Origin of the sequence: Parasediminibacterium schistidii, assembly GCF_046546515.1 — a bacterium.
In the GTDB taxonomy this organism is placed as follows: domain Bacteria; phylum Bacteroidota; class Bacteroidia; order Chitinophagales; family Chitinophagaceae; genus Parasediminibacterium.
In genome coordinates, this window is record NZ_JBKHKJ010000039.1 from 1 (window position 1) to 19,232 (window position 19,232).

The 19,232-nt window shown below is 39.2% G+C and carries 14 protein-coding genes; 7 read left to right on the forward strand and 7 right to left on the reverse strand.

What is annotated here, in order from left to right; translation table 11 throughout:
• Positions 1 to 107: 107 nt before the first annotated feature.
• Entirely contained in the window at positions 108 to 824 is a 717-nt protein-coding gene (locus ACHFIY_RS17195) for a hypothetical protein (protein ID WP_410847356.1), read from the reverse strand.
• 167 nt (positions 825 to 991) lie between these two features.
• Positions 992 to 2,095: a tRNA 2-thiouridine(34) synthase MnmA gene (gene mnmA, locus ACHFIY_RS17200; protein ID WP_410847357.1), complete on the reverse strand. Its 1,104-nt coding sequence runs from the start codon at positions 2,093 to 2,095 to the stop codon at positions 992 to 994.
• A gap of 187 nt (positions 2,096 to 2,282) precedes the next feature.
• Here mnmA and ACHFIY_RS17205 point away from each other — a divergent pair, with 187 nt between their 5' ends.
• Positions 2,283 to 3,098, forward strand: coding sequence for an alpha/beta hydrolase (locus ACHFIY_RS17205; RefSeq protein WP_410847358.1), 816 nt, complete (start codon positions 2,283 to 2,285; stop codon positions 3,096 to 3,098).
• Positions 3,099 to 3,302: 204 nt separating this feature from the next.
• On the opposite strand, the gene pafA is transcribed toward ACHFIY_RS17205, so the two are convergent.
• Positions 3,303 to 4,973, reverse strand: a complete 1,671-nt coding sequence (gene pafA, locus ACHFIY_RS17210; protein ID WP_410847359.1) for an alkaline phosphatase PafA — start codon at positions 4,971 to 4,973, stop codon at positions 3,303 to 3,305.
• 716 nt (positions 4,974 to 5,689) lie between these two features.
• Between pafA and ACHFIY_RS17215 the strand changes: the two genes are divergently transcribed.
• A complete protein-coding gene (locus ACHFIY_RS17215; protein WP_410847360.1) occupies positions 5,690 to 5,818 on the forward strand; it encodes a hypothetical protein in 129 nt (42 codons plus the stop codon).
• Between the two features lie 13 nt (positions 5,819 to 5,831).
• Here the strand turns inward: ACHFIY_RS17215 and ACHFIY_RS17220 are convergent, their stop codons facing one another.
• Positions 5,832 to 6,203: an endonuclease domain-containing protein gene (locus tag ACHFIY_RS17220; RefSeq protein WP_410847361.1), complete on the reverse strand. Its 372-nt coding sequence runs from the start codon at positions 6,201 to 6,203 to the stop codon at positions 5,832 to 5,834.
• Between the two features lie 734 nt (positions 6,204 to 6,937).
• Here ACHFIY_RS17220 and ACHFIY_RS17225 point away from each other — a divergent pair.
• The 4 genes from ACHFIY_RS17225 to ACHFIY_RS17240 all read left to right on the forward strand — a co-directional run bounded on the left by ACHFIY_RS17225 (position 6,938) and on the right by ACHFIY_RS17240 (position 14,288).
• Entirely contained in the window at positions 6,938 to 9,436 is a 2,499-nt protein-coding gene (locus ACHFIY_RS17225) for a T9SS type B sorting domain-containing protein (RefSeq protein WP_410847362.1), read from the forward strand.
• 668 nt (positions 9,437 to 10,104) lie between these two features.
• Positions 10,105 to 10,758 (forward strand): hypothetical protein, encoded by a 654-nt coding sequence (locus ACHFIY_RS17230; RefSeq protein ID WP_410847363.1) that lies wholly within the window; start codon positions 10,105 to 10,107, stop codon positions 10,756 to 10,758.
• A 1,112-nt stretch (positions 10,759 to 11,870) separates the two neighbouring features.
• Positions 11,871 to 12,896, forward strand: coding sequence for a virulence RhuM family protein (locus tag ACHFIY_RS17235; RefSeq protein ID WP_410847364.1), 1,026 nt, complete (start codon positions 11,871 to 11,873; stop codon positions 12,894 to 12,896).
• 924 nt (positions 12,897 to 13,820) lie between these two features.
• On the forward strand, positions 13,821 to 14,288 hold the full coding sequence (locus ACHFIY_RS17240; RefSeq protein WP_410847365.1) for a hypothetical protein: 468 nt from the start codon (positions 13,821 to 13,823) through the stop codon (positions 14,286 to 14,288).
• 15 nt (positions 14,289 to 14,303) lie between these two features.
• On the opposite strand, the gene xerD is transcribed toward ACHFIY_RS17240, so the two are convergent.
• The 3 genes from xerD to rpsT all read right to left on the reverse strand — a co-directional run bounded on the left by xerD (position 14,304) and on the right by rpsT (position 16,090).
• Entirely contained in the window at positions 14,304 to 15,203 is a 900-nt protein-coding gene (gene xerD, locus ACHFIY_RS17245) for a site-specific tyrosine recombinase XerD (RefSeq protein ID WP_410847366.1), read from the reverse strand.
• A gap of 96 nt (positions 15,204 to 15,299) precedes the next feature.
• Positions 15,300 to 15,713, reverse strand: a complete 414-nt coding sequence (locus ACHFIY_RS17250) for an EVE domain-containing protein (RefSeq protein ID WP_410847367.1) — start codon at positions 15,711 to 15,713, stop codon at positions 15,300 to 15,302.
• 113 nt (positions 15,714 to 15,826) lie between these two features.
• Positions 15,827 to 16,090, reverse strand: coding sequence for a 30S ribosomal protein S20 (rpsT, locus tag ACHFIY_RS17255; protein ID WP_410847368.1), 264 nt, complete (start codon positions 16,088 to 16,090; stop codon positions 15,827 to 15,829).
• Positions 16,091 to 16,386: 296 nt separating this feature from the next.
• On the opposite strand from rpsT, the gene ACHFIY_RS17260 reads away from it, so the two are divergent.
• Entirely contained in the window at positions 16,387 to 19,131 is a 2,745-nt protein-coding gene (locus tag ACHFIY_RS17260) for a 2-oxoglutarate dehydrogenase E1 component (RefSeq protein WP_410847369.1), read from the forward strand.
• Positions 19,132 to 19,232 lie beyond the last annotated feature (101 nt).

Sequence of the window (19,232 nt, forward strand, 5' to 3'; positions counted from 1 at the left end):
AGGGGGCGTTTAGCCCCCTTTATACTACTTTTTTCTCAATTATTTTCTCGGACAACAGTGGTATAAAACATAAATTTTCTATATCAAAAAAAGGTCAGTGTATTAATTTACCTATAATCTATCAAATTTAGTTTTAAGCCAAAGCTACCATCACCACTATTGGTAGGTGACTGGTAGAAATAGAACAACATTTCTTTATAAATTAAGCCAACGCCCTTAGCATATACCTCTGTGGAATATGATTTACTAGGTATGGCAGTGTTGCTATCTGCAACTTGCTGGATTGTATAGGTGCTAGCAAAATTGCCTTTTAATACTGTATAAGGTTGATTTACTGAAATATACTGGTAGTCCCAGTTTGTATAATATGTAGTTCCAGGTATTATTATAGATAGAACTGAATCGGTATCAAAATACCTATTGCCCTTCCATGAAGTATTTAATGAAACAGGATTAACCAGCTTGATAAAACGCCTGTTAGACCCATCAACGTATTCTATTTTGTCTTTGTCGAAAGTGATATAGTTAGTTTCTATGTATTGATACGGCTGCCGGGCAAGTGTATCTGTTATATACCTGAAAATAGTATAGGAAGTCCTGCCCTGGTTATCCAAAAAAGAATTAACAACCGAATCTTTTAAAAGGTAATAAGCAGTAGTAAATATAAAATCTACCTTCCTTGAGCTATCCATCCTGTAAATAAAAACCTTGCCCACTTGCAAAGGATATAATTCTTTTATATCATCCAACACCAGCGATTCGGTTTGTTTTTTACAACCCATGATAAACAATAAAGAGAAAAAAAGAATTGAACAATATTTCATAATTCTATTTATACCACTGATTAAATGATTTGCATGATTTTGATGAGTGAAACCCTTATTTCGATTACTACCAATATGCAGCCCTAAGGTATGTACTACATTTCCATAATAATTTATGCGCTTGCCCAACAATTCCTAATTCCTAATTCTTAATTCTTAATTCTTAATTAAATAAGCGCTCCCCTTTGTATGATACCCCCACCTATAACATCGTTGCCTTCATAAAAAACAGCACTTTGCCCTGGAGCTATGCCTTTTACATGCTCATAAAAACGGATGTTCAAGCCATTATCCGTATTGTACAAATTGCTCAATGCCCCCTTGTCTTTGTAGCGTATTTTGGTTATGGCTTCCATGCCGTCAGTAACACCGTCGTATTTAATCCAGTTTACCTTGCCAACGGAAAGGTCGTTTTGCTCCAAGTCTGTCTCCTCTCCTAGCACAACAGTGTTTGTATCAGGATTAATTGAGGTTACATAAGCAGGCTTGCCCAATGCTATTTCCAAACCCTTTCTTTGCCCAATGGTATAAAAAGGATAACCTTTGTGCTGGCCAAGTTTTTTGCCTGTTTTATCTACAAACCATCCTCCGTTTACTTGTTCTTCTAGGCCATCTACTCGCCGTTTAAGGAAACCACGATAGTCATTGTCTGGCACAAAGCATATTTCGTAGCTCTCGCTTTTTTTGGCAAGTTCAGGGTAGCCCATGTCCATAGCCATTTGGCGTATCTCTGTTTTCCGGTATTTCCCCAATGGCATAATTGTGCGGCCTAGCAATTCCTGGTCTAGCCCCCACAGCACATAACTTTGGTCTTTTGTTTCGTCTAGCCCTTTGCTCATCACAAAACGGCCATTGGTATGCTGCCTTACTTCGGCATAATGGCCTGTGGCTATAAACTCGCAGCCTAGTGCATTGGCTCGCTTCAGCAATGCCTTCCATTTAATGTGCGTATTGCACATCACGCAAGGGTTTGGTGTACGCCCAGCCAAATATTCTTCTACAAAATTTTCAATTACAAAATCGCCAAACTCGTCTCTTATGTCCAATATAAAATGCGGGAAGCCGTGGTGCACAGCCGCCTGCCTTGCATCATTAAAGCTGTCTATATTGCAGCAGCCTGTTTCTTTGCTGCTTGCATTGCTGGTGGCATAGTCCCATGTTTTCATGGTGATGCCTATTACTTCATACCCCTCGTGGTGCAGCATTAGTGCCGTAACAGTACTGTCAATACCGCCACTCATTGCCACCAATACTTTTCCTTTTCTGCTCATTGTGTATTATTTTTAAGCAATTGCCAGCTAGGCTGGAATTGCTTTTTGCAAAAATAAACTTTGTAAGGGAGATTGGGCAATTATTGCCGTTACGAAAGGGGAAGTATTTATTCCAATGATTGAAAGATTTGTAGCTACTCAAGTTCAAAATAAATAAAAACCACATCTTTCCCTATTTTTGGGCGATATGCTTAAAGAGAAAAATAGCAATACGGGTATCGTGGCCATGGAAAGGCATATTATTTATTCCCAATACTTAGAAAGGGATGTGCTGATTGATATGTATTTGCCAAAAGTACTGCCAGCAAAGCCAAGCCTTTTGTTGATTAACGATGGGCAGGACTTGCCTACCATGCTTTTTCCTTTTGACAAAATGCTGCACGACTTAATAGACAAAAAACAAATAGAACCGCTTATTTGCGTGGGCATAAATTGCGGGGAGGAGAGAAAACTGGAGTATGGTACCGCATACAGCCCCAATTTCGAGGGATGGGGCAGCAAAGCAGGCTTGTATAGCAAATTTGTGTTTGACGAATTGTTGCCCTATATACGCAAAGCCTGCGACATTGCTTCTTTCAAAGACAAATCTTTTGCAGGTTTTAGCCTAGGTGGGTTAAGCGCATTGGATATTGTGTGGAACAATGCCAACGAGTTCAGCCGGGTGGGCGTGTTTAGTGGTAGCCTTTGGTGGAGGCGGAAAAGCTATGATGACGGCTATGATGACGAAAAAGACAGGCTAATGCACCTTCAAGTGCTGAAAGGGACATTTTACCCTTGGCTGCAATTTTTTATAGAATGCGGCACAAAGGACGAAACTGCCGACCGCAACAACAATGGTATTATAGACAGCATAGACGATGCCCTAGACTTGATAGTAGAGCTAAAAGCAAAGGGCTATACTGATGAGCATATACAATATTTACAAATTGAAGGTGGCAAACACGATGTGGCTACTTGGTGCAAGGCATTCCCTGCATTTTTGAAATGGGGCTGGGGTATTTAAAAAATAGCCACGAAGGCACTAAGACACAAAGAAGCACAAAGTTTTAAGGGAAGAAAAGAAAAAGAAAAATGACATTATCAGTACTTTCTTTTTCTTTGTGTTTCTTTGTGTTTTCGTGCCTTTGTGGCTAAAAAGCATATTTGCTTTTGCAATTAGCAACCTTCGTGCATCTACGTTCCTTTGTGCCTTCGTGGCAAAAAACAACTACTTAAACGCTTCCTCCACCACTTTGCCTACGCAGCCGCTAGGCATTTGCACATGCAGTAGTGCCGTAATGGTTGCTGCAATATCCGTCATATAAGTTTCCCTGTTGGTATGCCCTTGCTTGATGCCCCAGCCATAAAACAATAAAGGTATGTGTGCATCGTAAGGTGCCCACAAGCCATGCGTGGTGCCTGTGCTGCCATCTCCATGCCCCTCAATATAACCAGGCTTGAAAACAATTTGTATATCGCCACTACGGCTAGGATTGTAGCCATTGGCAAACATATCTTTCATCTTGGCATTTAAGGTTGTAACAGAAAGGTCTTTCAGCAGGAATGCTCTTTGTACCGCATCGTTTTGCTGCAAATAATTGATTATCCAATTACCAATGGATTTTTCATCGGCATTGGCGGAGTCAATGGCATTATGATTTAGGTAAACCTGATAATTCATAACGCCCAATACCGCTTTGCTTACCCCAAATTTTTCTTTTATCTTACTGCTCATTTCTTTGGAGGATAAGCCTCCTTCTGCTACCACGCCTCCCGGCAGGTTGTTTTCCTTCATAAAGCCTGGCACATGCGCCACGCCATGGTCGGCGGAAAGGAAAACCGTGTATTGGCCTTTGCCTACTTTTTCATCCAAATAATTGAAAAAGGTTGCCAAATCTTTATCTAGCCGCAAATAAGTATCTTCTGTTTCTAAAGAGTTGGGCCCAAAAGCATGGCCAACATAGTCTGTACTGGAAAAACTAACACAAAGCATGTCTGTTTCTATTCCTTTGCCTAGTTGCTCGTTATCAATCGCCGCTTCGGCCATTTGCATGGTCATGGTATTGCCAAAAGGCGTGGTAGCAATTGCTTGGTACGACTTGCCTTTGTATTTACTTAAATTATATGGAAACTTAGTTTGGCTATCGCCAAAAGGCTTGCTTTCATAAGGCTCTTCATCGGCTGTGCTTTGCGCATAGGTTGCCACGGGGTATAGTGTATTCCATCCATTGGTATAAAAGCTATCCACCAGTTTTTTTGCGTTGAATGCTTTAGCCCATTGTGGCAAGTCGTTCATGTAATAAGTACTCGTTATCCAGTTGCCAGTGGTTACATCATACCAATAAGCAGCATTGGCTTTATGGCCAGCAGGCAAAATAGACCCCCGGTCTTTCAATGCTACACCAATAACCTTGCTCCTGAAATTGGTTGCCAGCCTTATCTCGTCGCCAATGGTAGTAACCAGCATATTGCGTGGGCTTTGCTTGCCGTTCTTACTTTCGCTGCCATCATTGCCCACGGCAGCCACTGCATTGTCTTCGCTGCAATAAACTTTTTTCTGGGTGGCATTGTCTATCCAGTCGTTGCCCACAATGCCATGTATGGCTGGCACAGAGCCCGTGTAAATGCAGGTATGCCCAGCAGCAGTAACAGTGGGCGTATAAGGTATAAATGTATTCTCGCAACTAAACCCCTCCCCCATCAAACGCTTAAAACCGCCATTGCCATAACGGCCGTAGTAGCGGTAAAGGAAATCCCACCGCATTTGATCCACCACAATGCCCACTACCAATTTGGGGCGTGGCAGCGTAGTAGCTGTTTTTACAGGGGCAGCAGTTTTTTGTGCCATCCCATTTTGTAGGATAAATAACACTGTGAATGCTAAGAAAAGTTGTTTCATGCGGGTTTTATTAGGTGGCAAATGTAGAGCGTTTCAAATATGGATGCTTGTTTTAACAGATAGATAATAAGAGGCAAGTTTTTGCAAAAAATGGCTCATTACATAGTAAGGAAACCACCCCGGCCTACGGCCACCCCTCAAGAGGGGAATTGTGTAAGCATACTAGCTCTAAAGGGAGAAGGAAAGAGGGGAAAACGAAGGCCTAAGCAAAGATTTGAAATGGATTCCTTTCGTCATTTTTCGTGATTTATTTTTTTTCAAAACCTTTCTTTTTGCCTATAAATCATTGATATCCAGTTGTTTATATTTTTTTTAGCCTCATTTTTTATGATAATTTAAGTGAATTTTATGATAGTTTATTGATAATGGAATGATAGTTTTATGATAATAAACTAATAATTTATTGATAAGAAACTATTAAGATTTTGATGGTGATTATCATTTTCCCAAGCCAACCATCCGTTGCGAGGGTAAAGGCCAAGATGCCCTAGTTCCTTATTTAATGTAAAATTGGCATGAATAGGTATATAGTCCAAAATAAAAATCCTATATGGGGGAAATATGCCCCCATGAGCATCCAAAAATGCCCCCATATAGGATACTTGTTGAGCAGCAAACAGCAAGGCATTGACTTAGATTATTTCCTACTTCTACCAAACAGAAAACAACAAAAAACGGAATTTTGAAATGCACCCTCCTAAACTAGCTAATCTGCCATGGGTTCGTTGTTGGGCGGAGACAACAGCGAGGAGCGGAAGGAAGACCAACAAGAGGCATCCAAATTCCCCTCACGAGGGGTGCCCGAAGGGCGGGGTGGTTATAACCCATACTGTTCTATTATATAATCCTCTAATGCATTCATGCCAAATGTATATGTTGCAGTATATCTACTACCATTATCCTATATACTTTTAAGCCTAATGCAACCAAATATTCTTCCCTTTCTTTATCATACACTTCCTTGTTATTATGGCTTGACCCGTCTATTTCAATTACAAGCCCTAACTTTTTGGCATAGAAATCCACAATGTAATGGCCAATAATTCGCTGCCTATCAAAATCTATATTGTGGAATCCGCCCTTTGTTAATTGTTTCCAGAAAAGGACTTTTGGTAAGTTCTTGGCTTGCCGTAGGGCTTTCGCCCTTTCTTTTAAGTTGGGGTTATAAGGCAATTGAGGGATGATGTTTTGTTTTATAAAAACATTTCTGATGATGTAGTAATTGGACATGGTTTTTTTTTGATTGTGTTTTGCTAACCACCCCGGCCTATCGGCCACCCCTTGAGAGGGGAATTGGGGAACTGCTACTTTTTTCGTTTTGCTAATTAATTCAATAAGGTATAAAAATAAACGGATTTTGAAATTGTCAGCAACTAAATTCCCCTCTCGAGGGGTGCCCAAAGGGCGGGGTGGTTACTCCGCTACGATAACCCATCCAAAACATAAACACAATAATTCATTTTGGCAGGGTGCCTGCAAACAACAGCAGCCTACATTTCGGTTAGATTTCTCCTGCGAAGAAAAGGACGGGGAGACCGAAGCGAAGGCACACGCGGCACGCCGTGCGGCAGCAAACCCTAATTATTTCGGCTCGTGCGCTAGAGGGGATTGACTTGATCTAGGTGCTAAGAAGATTGGTGAAGAACGCCTTCCACACCTAAAACTGTTTTTTATTTGGCTGCTGAATAGCCCAATTTTGTTTTATAAGTTTGAAAAGTATTCTTTTGCGTAAATTTTCAACAACCAAGCCTGGGTTTTATATTATGAAACAATTATCCGCATGTGTAATTTTACTGCTTTGTTTTACAAACGTTTTTTCACAAAACACTTGCCCACCTAATATTGACTTTGAAACGGGTGACTTTAGCTCGTGGCAATGTTCTTTAGGAAAAACTTATGTAGAAAACGGAAAAAATGTAATCCAGTTAAATAACGCTCTGCCAACGCCTGACAGACATGAAATTATGTCTTCAAAAACAAAAATGGACCCCTATGGCAACTTTCCGGTTGTTTGCCCATTTGGTGGCAATTATTCAGTGAAATTGGGCAATGAAAATAATGGCTCAGAAGCAGAGGGTATTTCCTATACTTTTACCGTTCCTTCCACTGTAGATACTTTTACTTTTACTTATTTTTATTCAGTCGTTTTTCAGGATCCCGGACATGCCCTCTATGAACAACCAAGATTTTTTGTATCTGCCTATGAGGTAGCTACAGGAAATATTATTAATTGTGCGGCTTTTAACTATGTATCTACAAGTACTTTACCTGGTTTTTACCATTCGAAAACAAACGATGGTGTGCTATATAAAAACTGGACTCCTGTATCGCTTCAATTTGCAGGTTTGATGGGTAAGGAGGTAAGGCTTGAGTTTAAAAATGCCGATTGCACCCTTGGTGGCCACTTTGGTTATTCTTACCTTGATGTAGCTAGCGGCTGTACTAATATTTTGGCAACCGCTCCCTACTGCATACAGACAAACAGTCTTACATTAAATGCCCCTTATGGATTTCAATATTATACTTGGTACAATAACAACTACACACAGGTTATGGGAAACACTCAAACCCTTACCTTATCTCCGCCACCTGTAAATACAGGTTCTTTTTGGGTTGATGTGATTCCTTATCCCGGTTTTGGTTGTAGAGATACATTTGAAGCCAAAGTGCACCCACTTTCTATTCCGCCATTGCCTAGTTGTTCCTCCGATTTTTATTTCTGTAAAAATCAGCAGAATGCAACCGTAGACGCTGTTGCTGATAGTGGGAATGTTTTTGTGTGGTATGCTAATGATACTACTACTACTGTAGGCAGCGAATACCCACCAGTTATAAATACCAGTGTGGCTGGCGATTTCATTTATTATGTTGCTCAAAAACAGTTGTTTGGGTGTGAGGGCTTTCATAAAAAAGTGGTTGTGCATGTGGTAGGTTTTTCAAACAGTTCAATTACCGTTAATTCCGTATCCCAATGTTTAAGTGCTAATAGATTTGACTTTACAAGTACAGCAAGCAGTAATATTAATATAACTTATCGGTGGCAGTTTGGCGATGGCGATACGCTGTTAACCCAACTGGACAGTACGGTTAGCCATAATTACAATAGGGCTGGAACTTTTTATGTGGTATTGCGGGCTAACTATTTTAATAAATGCATCTCCTTTCAAAATATTCCAGTTAATGTAGTGCCTGCGCCAATTGCTGATTTTAGATATAATGCGCCAGTTTGTGAAAATCAAACAGCAATAAACTTCCAAGACAATTCTTATGTTACCAGTTATACATCAAATATTAAAAGCTGGATATGGAATATTAACGGGCAGTTTTCCTTCAATCGAATTCCTTTATCATATATACCCGCAAACGATAGCCCTATTACTGTAAAATTGATTGTAAAAACAACTGAAGGCTGTCCGTCCGATACCACAACAAAAGTGATAGCAGTACAACATAAGCCGAAGGCTTTTTTTAGTTTCCCTTCTATTTTGTGCTCATCTGAAACAATAGCCTTTAGCGATAAATCGTTTTTTGATGCTAATGTTAATAATGAAAAGGTGATTAAATGGAATTGGGCAATCAATAATAAAAACATTAATACTGCCAATAATATTCAGTTTGCTTTTGATACGGGATTTAATAAAATAAGTTTGAATGTTGAGAGTAACTATGGTTGTAAGAGTAAGGTATATGATACAACCATTTATATAAACAGGAAGCCATTCCTGTCAGTTTCGCTAAATGACTCCTGCATAAATAAAATAATTCAGTACACAGCAATAGACAGTTTCAAAGTAGCGAATAGTTGGTACTGGAACTTCAATACCAGCTACTATTCCGCACCTAATATTGTTACAAAAATTTTTTACAACCCTGATGATCATCCTTTTTCTATTATAGCAAAAACGGTTAAACAATGCAGCGATACGATTGATAGATATTTTCATATTTATGATAACATTGCCTTCGCAGGATATGATACCCTGGTTGCAAACGCTCAGCCAGTTTATCTAAACGCAAATGGGTATGCAGGAACTACCTATTCTTGGCAACCTTCAACAGGCTTGAATAAAGATGGTGTTGAAAATCCTATTGCAACTTACGACCACGATGTGCAATACAAGTTGCATAGTGTTACTAAAGAAGGTTGTGAAAGAGATAGCAAAATATTAATTAAGCGGTGGGCAGGTCCGGCACTTTATGTTGCCACAGCATTTACACCAAACAACGATGGTCTTAATGATGTGCTTCATGTTTTTCCTGTAGGAATAAAACTGTTCGAGCATTTCTCCATTTACAACAGACTCGGCAATTTAGTCTTCACAACAACTGATGTTTCAAAGGGGTGGGATGGTAGATACAAAGGGGTGATGCTGGAGAACGAAACTTTTGTGGCTGTAGCAGAAGCTATTGACTACAATGGAAATCCTTTGATGTATAAAGGAACGGTTATGTTAATTAGATAAAGCCTATATCGGGGGAATATGCCCCCATGAGCATCCAAAAATGCCCCCATATAGGATACTTGTTGAGCAGTAAACAGCAAGGCATTGACTTAGATTATTTCCTCTTTCTACCAACAAGAAAACAACAAAAAACGGAATTTTAAAATGCACTTTCTGAACTAGCTAATGTGCCATCAGTTTGTTGTTGGTCGGAGGTATAACAACGGCGAAGAATGGAGCGAAGTCCAACAAGGGTACAAAAGGCACAGTTTATTGGCGATGCGTTAGTGACTTTTGATTGGGTTGGTTTATGGGGTGGTGGGGATTAGGAAATCCCTTTTATTTGTTTAGCCGAGATGCCCTTCGAAACATCTCGCCCAGCCAGTTTAATTTTAGCATTGGGTATCCTTTTTAATGGGTATTTCAAATCTTCGCTAATTTTAGTCTTTTCTTAAAACATTTAAACCCAACTCAAGTCATCCGTAACTGATAAAGCAAATCAAGAGATTTATAAACGCTGCGACGTAGCCGGGAGACTTGCCAAGCGAGGAAATCTTGTCAATTATGAATCATTGAATGGGCAAAGTTTTACATATAATCCTGTTTTGACAATTGGTTCAGCACCAACAATAATTGTAAATCAATTCAACGGTACAAAAAATACTCAATTATTGAAATATAGATTTTAAATGGGCATACACAAAATATTTCATAGTCCAAGGGAGTATCTCATACCAAATTTTTGTTTTGAGAAGAAGTTTTCAAAATATCTGTTTTTGGAAAGTAATATGTTAAACAGCGAAAAAGAAAATTCTGAACTGTTTTTTCAATTGTTAAATTGCTTATGTGAAATAATCAATAATAGATACTTGGGAACAAAGTGGGTACTATTAATACCTTTTGATCAGGTATGGAATTTTACTGGGTATCATAAGGTTAATGAAAGTAATCAATTCTACAACAATATAGATTTAATTAAAAAGGAATTAACGTATCATCGGTCTATTGAAGAATTAAGTGATTATTTTGAAATATTTTGTTCAAACATGAGTAAAAAAAATGGAACATTTAGATTTCAATTCAATCAGCTAGTTCCAATATTTTGGTTGGCATTCGAAGATAAAATAGCTATTTATGCGAGTAACAATGAAGAAGTAATCATAATAGGAATTGATACCGAAAGTGATTTAAGGGAAATAACAAATGATATAAATTTAAAACCTTTTCTGTATGATTCAAGTGATGAGTATTTGGATTTCTGGAAACAATTAGTCTCTGGTAGAATATCGAGGGATAAAATCACAACGTTTGAAAATTTTTTTCGTTCGAATGATATAATTTAAGAAAACGACTACCTATATGTATATGTAAGCAACGGAGAGCGACCAGCCTGTTTATTTTGATATCTCCTAGATAGCGCACGAGCCTTAATAATCAACGGTCGCTTGCGCATCGCCTTTGGCGTGTGCCTTTCCCCGCTAGGGTACAACTCTAAAAATAAAAGTAATGTTGCTGGTGCATTGCCTTTGGCGTGTACCCTTCGCTTCGTTCTCCACGTCATTGTAAGGCACTCCGCTTGAGCTAGTGTTCTGCGCAGCAGGCCACTCGTTCCCTTTAAATTAGCCAGTTTGTAACTGGCAGGCTCAGCTTGGCGTAGACTCCTGTCTACGTCACAATGTTTGCAAATCTCTCGATTTGCGCATCCCTGCTAGTCCACATGAAACCTAGTTTTGATATAATCCGCAACTTCCCGAAAGTTTAAACTTTCGGGAAGTTTGGTTTTAGAAGTATAAGATGGAACACAAGAAACCTAATTATTTTACCGCAGCACAATGCCAGCCAAAGGTGGCAGGTTTACTTGCAGCTTAAAGCATTTAGTGGGTTCATCTACCAATAGGCCAATTATAACTTTTTCAAAATACTAATATATTTAGTTTATCTTCGTTCAATATTTAGCTTAAAGATGGAGACAATACAGCCCAAGCTAAATTGTAGTTCTTTTTTTACTAATATTAAAATAGTTGTAGTGCCAAAATTTGGTATTGCGTTTATGGCTTTAAAATACGCACAAATTATTCAAAAATAAGCATAAAACACGCACAAAATATGCATAAATCACTCAAAAAGTATGCACAAAATAAGCACCTTTTACGCATAATTTTTTTTCGATATTGTTGATAATCAATGGCTTAAATGAATGAAGGCGATTTTTGAAAAATATACAAACAAGAAAGAAGCCCTAAAAAAGGCAAAACTGAAACTATTTTAATAAAAACCCCGCTCGGCTAGTCTTGAGGTCATGGAAAAACGATTAACCATTGATAAAGTAAACATTATTGAGGGTAGAAAATAGGCAAAATGGCAAACAAACTTTATAGCATAGAGGCCAGTTTAAGAGCCTTGGGCAAGCGTGATGATTAGCTAGCTTTGTTTGGTTTAATATAAAATTAAAACAATGGAAAATAACGAAACTGGTTTACAATTCTATTCAAATTTCGTGTTATTTAAAACCGAAGATGGCAAGGTAAATATTGATGTTTTTTTTAAAGACGACACCGTTTGGCTTAGCCAAAAACTTATTGCCGAACTATTTGAAAAAGGCAGGAGTACCATCACGGAGCATTTAACCCAGATATTTGCCGATGGGGAATTGGACGAAAATTTGGTATGTCGGAATTTCCGACTTACCACTCCGCATGGAGCTATTGAAGGAAAAACGCAAGAAAAAGAAGTTAAATACTATAATCTTAGCGCTATTGTAGCTGTTGGTTACCGAGTAAATTCACACCGTGCCATAATGTTCCGTAAATGGGCAACAAGTATATTGCACGAATATATTGTAAAAGGCTTTGCCATGGACGATGAACGGCTAAAGCAAGGCAAGCATTTTGGCCAAGACTATTTTGACGAAATGCTGGAAAGGGTTCGTGAAATTCGCTTGAGCGAACGTAGGCTTTACCAAAAAATTACAGACATCTACGCCCTTTCGGCCGACTATGACAGCAAGGCGAATATTACCAAGCAATTCTATGCCTCGGTACAAAACAAATTGCATTGGGCTATAACAGGCAAAACAGCTGCAGAAATAATATATACAGCAGCAGATGCAACAAAAGCGTACATGGGGCTTAAATCGTGGAAACAAGCACCCAACGGTAAAATACTAAAAATTGATGTAACCATTGCCAAAAACTATCTAAGCGAACAACACATAAAGGCATTGGAAAGAATTGTTTCAGCATACCTCGACCTTGCAGAAACCAGGGCTACAAATAGGCAAGTAATGAACATGAAAGACTGGGAAGTTTTTCTTGTAAAATTTTTAGAATTATCAGATTCTCCAATCCTAACCGACAATGGCAAAATAACCATGCTCGAAGCCAAATTAAAAGCCGAAGCCGAATATGATAAATTTAGAGTTGTACAAGACACTAACTACGAAAGTGATTTTGACAGGGAAATTAAAAAATTAAAACCGTGAATTACCGGCAAAGATGTTCCAAAGGGCATCTCGCCTAAACAGATAATGGAGATTTCCAATCCCACTCCTTAACCCAATAAAAAGTTACTGACACATGGCCAATAACCAGTACCTTTTGGCAAACAATGCAAATGTTTCCAATTTCTAAAAAACTTATCTTTGTACCAGAATTATAACTGATACAAAATTATTTACAAGCTAATATATCGGCAGATGCATCGAAGTTCTTTTTTTATTAATATTAAAATAGTTGTAGTGCCAAAATAGGGTTTTGTTTTATGGGCATAAAATCACTTACTTTTTCTCACAAATCACTCATAAAATACGCACAAATCACTCAAAAAGTACGCACAAATCACTCACAAAACACTCATAATTTTTTTTCGATATTGTTGATAATCAATGGTTTAATTGAGCGAAGGCGATTTTTGAAAAACACACAAACAAGAAAAAAGCCCGAAAAAACGCAAAACTGAAACTATTTTAATAAAAAAACAGACAAAATGGATATTATAAAAATTATGCAAGGGTTTTCGTTTTGCCTTTCGCTAAGGTCGTTCTCACTGCTTGAGTCCACATGAAACTTAGTGATGGCATAAAACCCAATAATAAGTGGTTGCTAGTGCAAGGCTGTTTTATGGATGTCTTTGCTTCGTTCTCCCTGCTCTTGTCGAGGCAGGAGAAATCTAACTGTATGTAATAGTTTACTATTTTGTATTGACAACCCAAGGAGTGCTGTACCCAACTAGGCCTATAATGCAAATTCTTAATATATTATTTACAATAGTAATCAACCTCTTGGGCATTTCTTAGGCAACCAAAACAGGTTATCAACAAATAATGCCATCTATCAAAATATATTTTTTTATTAGCAAGAAATACCCATTTTTGTTTTTTATTTACCATTTATTTTACGTTACAAAAATGAATACAATATTTATTAAATCTGTTGCGAAGAAAAGTGTAAATATCTCGGCTCCCCTTTTTATGGGTATAAGTATGCTATTACTAACTTCATCATCGGCGTTAGCAGATGGCCCCAAAATAAGGTATGTTAGTCCATCCTCCTCTGGGAAAGGTGATGGATCTTCTTGGGCAAATGCGTGTTCAGATTTGCATAAAATTATCAATGCCTCTTCCAATGGCGACCAAGTTTGGATATCCGCCGCTGCTCACAAGCCAACATATTACAATGCTGTAAAATCCTCGGCGGCAAAATCTGGCGTTAAAAGTTACCTTTTAAAAATGTGCTCTATCGCAATGCCCTCACCGTCCAATTGTATATTATTTGACCCCATGAAGGAAGTGCGTATCCCTTCCTATAACTTCCCATTGCTTAGGCCAATGACAAAGCAAGATCCGGAATCGTATCTAGTTATTCAAATTATTTAATAAATCAACATTATTTCACTTAAAAGCAGGATGAAATTGCTGCAAGGTGCTACGCAGGTAGTCCCTGTCGAGATGCGTATATATTTCAGTAGTGGTAATGCTTTCATGCCCTAGCATTTCTTGCACTGCCCTTAGGTCTGCCCCACCCTCTACCAAATGCGTTGCAAATGAATGCCTGAACGTATGCGGCGAAATGCTCTTGGTTATATTTGCTTTTGCGGCTAAGTCCTTTATAATATAAAATATCATCACTCTGGACAAGGTTTGGCCACGGTTGTTTAAAAACAAAATATCTTCAAAATTCTTTTTTTCAGGCTGTTGGTTTCGGGTGGTTTCACAGTATAGCTGTATATATTTGATAGCATCCCTTCCAATGGGTACTAGCCTTTCTTTATCCCCCTTCCCAATTACCCTTATATAGCCTTCGTCAAAAAAAAGGCAGCTAATACGCAAATTTACTGTTTCGGTTACCCGTAGCCCACAGCTATACATGATTTCTAATATGGCTTTGTTGCGGGTTCCTTCTGGCTTGCTAAGGTCTATTGCGGCAATGATGTTCTCTATTTCCTGGAAACTAAGCGTGTCGGGCAGGTGGCGTTGTGTTTTCGGGGCTTCCAGCAGGGTTGAAGGGTCTTTTTTGGCAATGTCCTCCTGCAAGCAAAATTTATAAAACCCCCTGATACCTGAGATAATCCTAGCCTGCGATGTTGCCGTCATGCCTAGCTCTGCAACCCATTTTATGAACCCTTGCAAATCTTTGAGCAGTATATCGGCTGGTGCTTTTAGCATGTTGGCTGCAAGCAGGTATTCGGTCAATTTTTCCACGTCTCGCATATAAGCCTCAACAGAATTGTCGCTCAACGATTTTTCTAGCTGGAGGTATGCTTTAAACCCTTTTTTATAACTTTCCCACATGGAGTTGTGATTAAATGATTTGGGCAATTTTTCCATATAAGCACATTTCTTTTCACCACATAGATACATAGTAAAAACAATGATTGGAAATTGATGCTACCCTTCTGTTTCAGCCATGTCCATCACAATATGCCATTCATCTTCTGTAACTGGCTGAACAGATAAACGCCCCAAACGTACCAATGCCATTTGGCTTAAGCTTGGGTTTGCTTTTACTTGTGCCAATGTTACAGGCTTGTTTAATTTTTTATAGGGTGCTACATCTACTACTACCCAGGCTGGATCTGTCGTGGTAGGGTCTTGGTATGCTTCTTTTACCAATTTGGCTATGCCAACAATTTCCATGCCTTCATTGCTATGGTACCAGAACAACAAATCGCCTTCTTTCATTGCTTTTAGGTTGTTGCGTGCTTGGTAGTTGCGCACGCCATCCCAAAATGTACGTCCCTCTTGCTGGAATTTTTCCCAGCTATACTTGAAAGGTTCAGATTTAATAAGCCAATAAGCCATTTTTTAATGATGAATTATGAGTTATGAATTTAAACTATTTACTACCATAAAAAAGAGGCTGCCTCAAAAGTAATTTTTTGAGGCAGCCTCTTTCAAGGAATATAAAAATGTATTTATGCCACTGCCACTAACGCATTCGCTTTTTTAGCTAATTTGCTTTTCAAGTTAGCAGCTTTATTTTTGTGGATAATACCACGCTTAGCCAACTTATCAATCATAGATGCAACACTAGGCAATTTTTCCGAAAAACCAGTACCATCGGTAACTGTTTTCAAATCACGTATTGCATTACGCGTTGTTTTTCCATAATAACGGTTACTGTCCCTGCGTTTTGCTGCCTGCCTTGTATCTTTCTTGGTAGCTTTATGATTTGCCATGTATTATTTTTTTTAAGTGTGCAAATGTAGGGATATTTTTTCGTTATTTAAAATAAAAAATAGTTTGTTTCCTTTATGCTCTCTCATTGCCTCAAACTTGGTGTTGCAAAAGCTGCAAAAAGAAAATAAATAAAAAGGCGGGCTAGATATTCCAGGAAGGTTTTCACCTTAAAAAAAAGGATAAATCTATTGTTACTTATACTCAAAACGTAAAAGATGTGGAAAACTAGGTTTATTTCTAAAATCAATACACGATATTTGCCATCATTTTAAAAACTGAAGAACAATAAGGCACAATGAAAGATTTTTCGTACATCACCAACTCGCATCCGGGGTATATAGAAAGCCTGTATAAAGACTTTTTGAAAGACCCAGCTACAATTGATGCAGACATCAGGAAGTTTTTTGAAGGCTTTGATTTTGCAGTTGCCAATGGCAGCGCAGTAGCAAACGGGGTCAGTGGGGTTGCTGTGCCTGATGATATAGACTGGATGAAAGAGATAAGGATTTACCGTCTTATTCTTGGTTATAGGAACAAAGGGCATTTACTGGCTAAGACAAACCCTATACGTGAGCGTAAAGATAGGGGCGCCAACCTTGACTTGACTTTTTTTGGCCTTTCTGAAGCAGATTTAGAAAAAACGTTTCATGCAGGCAATATCATAGGCCTCGGCAGCACTACTTTAAAAAATATACTAGCCCACCTGCAAAAGGTTTATGCAACCCATGTAGGGGTAGAATTCAAATATATAAGTGACCAAACAAAAGTAGATTGGATAACCAAGGAAATGGAGAAAGATTTCGCTACTCCCCTTTCGCTGGACAAAAAGAAAAGGATATTAGAAAAACTGAACCAAGGGGTGATGTTTGAGAAGTTTTTGCACACCAAATATATCGGGCAAAAACGTTTCTCGCTCGAAGGTGGCGAAACAACTATTGCCGCCTTGGATGAAATTATTACCACTGCTGCCGACAATGATGTGCAGGAAGTAGTAATAGGGATGGCCCACAGAGGTAGATTAAATATTCTTGCCAATATTTTAGGTAAAACTTATGAGCAGATATTTAGCGAATTTGAAGGCACTGCGGTAATGGACCAGACCATGGGCAGTGGCGATGTGAAGTACCACATGGGTTTTGGCAGCGAAGTGGTAACCCCACATGACAAAACCATACATTTGAAATTGATGCCAAACCCTTCGCACCTAGAAGCAGTAGACCCTGTTGTGGTAGGTTTTGCCAGGGCAAAGGCAGACGTGTTATACAATAGCGATTTCGACAAAATATTACCTATATTGATACACGGCGATGCCTCCGTGGCAGGGCAAGGCATAGTATATGAAGTATTGCAAATGAGCAATCTTGACGGTTATTATACTGGCGGCACCATACACTTTGTTATCAATAATCAAATTGGCTTTACAACCGATTTTGAAGATGCCCGTACAGCGGATTATTGCACGTCCGTGGCTTCAATGGTGCAGGCACCTGTTCTGCATGTAAACGGCGATGATGCCGAAGCCGTAGTAAAGTGCGCATCTATTGCAGCAAGGTATAGGCAGGAGTTTAACAAAGATATTTTTATAGACATGGTGTGCTATCGCAAGCATGGCCACAACGAAGGCGACGACCCCAAATATACCCAGCCACAGTTGTATGCACTGATTGACAAGCACGCCAACCCAAGGGAACAATATGTACAATACCTGATGGAAAACGGCGAGCCAGATGCTCAAGTGCTGGCAAAGGAAATGGAAAAGAAATTCTGGGAAGACTTGCAGGAAAGGCTAGATGAAGTAAAACAATCGCCCCTCCCCTACAAGTACCAGCCACCAGAATTGGTTTGGAAAAGCCTTTCAAAAGCAAAAGCAGAGAATTTGGAATCATCGCCAGAGACAGCCATCAGCAGCGAAACTGCCAAATTGCTGTTTGATGGCTTGATGAAATGGCCGGGTGATTTCAAACCTCTGAAAAAGGTGGAGAAATTAATCCAAGAAAAAATTAAATTATTAGAAACAGAACAAAAAATAGATTGGGCCACGGGGGAATTGATGGCTTATGGCTCGTTATTGCTGGAAGGCAATATAGTAAGGATGAGTGGGCAAGACGTGCAAAGAGGCACTTTTAGCCACCGCCACGCTGTTTTACGGGACGAGGAAACCAATGAAGGCTACAACAGGCTAAACCATTTTAATGAAACACAAGCAAAGTTCAGGGTATATAATTCTTTACTAAGCGAATATGGCGTGCTTGGTTTTGAATATGGCTATGCCATGGCAAACCCAAATGCGCTTGTAATATGGGAAGCACAGTTTGGCGATTTTTGCAATGGTGCCCAAACCATGATTGACCAGTTTATAGCTGCCGGGGAGCAAAAATGGCAACGGATGAATGGCGTAGTAATGCTGCTTCCACATGGCTACGAAGGCCAAGGCCCAGAACATAGCAGTGCAAGGCTGGAACGCTTCTTGCAAATGTGTGCAGAGCTGAACATGGTAATAACCAATGTAACCACAGCCGCCAATTTGTTCCATGTGCTAAGGAGGCAACTGGTTTGGAATTTCAGGAAGCCTTTGATTAACTTCTCGCCAAAGGCCAATTTGCGCAACCCAGGCACATTTAGCCACATCAGCGAATTTTCGGAAGGCGGGTTTAAAGAAGTAATAGACGACCAGTTTGTGGCAGAAGACATAAGTGCCGTGAAAAAAGTATTGCTTTGCAGCGGCAAACTGTATTTTGAACTGGCAGACAAGCAACAAAAAGAATCTAGGAAAGATATAGCCATCATCCGCTTGGAACAGCTTTACCCATTGCCTACAAAACAATTAGATGCTTTATATAAAAAATACGGCAGGGCTATGTGGTTCTGGGTACAAGAGGAGCCATTGAACATGGGGGCTGCATCGTTCCTGCAAATGAATTTAAAAGCCATCAACTTTGGTGTTATCAGCCGCAATGCTAGTGCTTCCACAGCCACGGGCTATGCTAAGGTACATGCCAAAGAACAAGCGGAGATTATTGGCATGGCGTTTAATATTTAAAAGTGCGTCTTTGCCACAAAGACTCAAAGCAGCACCAAGAAAAAAAATTTTGATAACAAAATATTCTTTTTTTCTTTTATTATCTTCCTTAATTCCTTTGT

Coding starts and splice junctions, on each gene's coding strand:
- xerD (WP_410847366.1), bottom strand. CDS start 15,203: ATGTGGGAAAGTTATAAAAAAGGGTTTAAAGCATACCTCCAGCTAGAA.
- ACHFIY_RS17215 (WP_410847360.1), top strand. CDS start 5,690: ATGGGTTCGTTGTTGGGCGGAGACAACAGCGAGGAGCGGAAGGAAGAC.
- mnmA (WP_410847357.1), bottom strand. CDS start 2,095: ATGAGCAGAAAAGGAAAAGTATTGGTGGCAATGAGTGGCGGTATTGAC.
- ACHFIY_RS17220 (WP_410847361.1), bottom strand. CDS start 6,203: ATGTCCAATTACTACATCATCAGAAATGTTTTTATAAAACAAAACATC.
- ACHFIY_RS17260 (WP_410847369.1), top strand. CDS start 16,387: ATGAAAGATTTTTCGTACATCACCAACTCGCATCCGGGGTATATAGAA.
- ACHFIY_RS17240 (WP_410847365.1), top strand. CDS start 13,821: ATGAATACAATATTTATTAAATCTGTTGCGAAGAAAAGTGTAAATATC.
- ACHFIY_RS17230 (WP_410847363.1), top strand. CDS start 10,105: ATGGGCATACACAAAATATTTCATAGTCCAAGGGAGTATCTCATACCA.
- ACHFIY_RS17195 (WP_410847356.1), bottom strand. CDS start 824: ATGAAATATTGTTCAATTCTTTTTTTCTCTTTATTGTTTATCATGGGT.
- ACHFIY_RS17205 (WP_410847358.1), top strand. CDS start 2,283: ATGCTTAAAGAGAAAAATAGCAATACGGGTATCGTGGCCATGGAAAGG.
- pafA (WP_410847359.1), bottom strand. CDS start 4,973: ATGAAACAACTTTTCTTAGCATTCACAGTGTTATTTATCCTACAAAAT.
- ACHFIY_RS17225 (WP_410847362.1), top strand. CDS start 6,938: ATGTCTTCAAAAACAAAAATGGACCCCTATGGCAACTTTCCGGTTGTT.
- rpsT (WP_410847368.1), bottom strand. CDS start 16,090: ATGGCAAATCATAAAGCTACCAAGAAAGATACAAGGCAGGCAGCAAAA.
- ACHFIY_RS17250 (WP_410847367.1), bottom strand. CDS start 15,713: ATGGCTTATTGGCTTATTAAATCTGAACCTTTCAAGTATAGCTGGGAA.
- ACHFIY_RS17235 (WP_410847364.1), top strand. CDS start 11,871: ATGGAAAATAACGAAACTGGTTTACAATTCTATTCAAATTTCGTGTTA.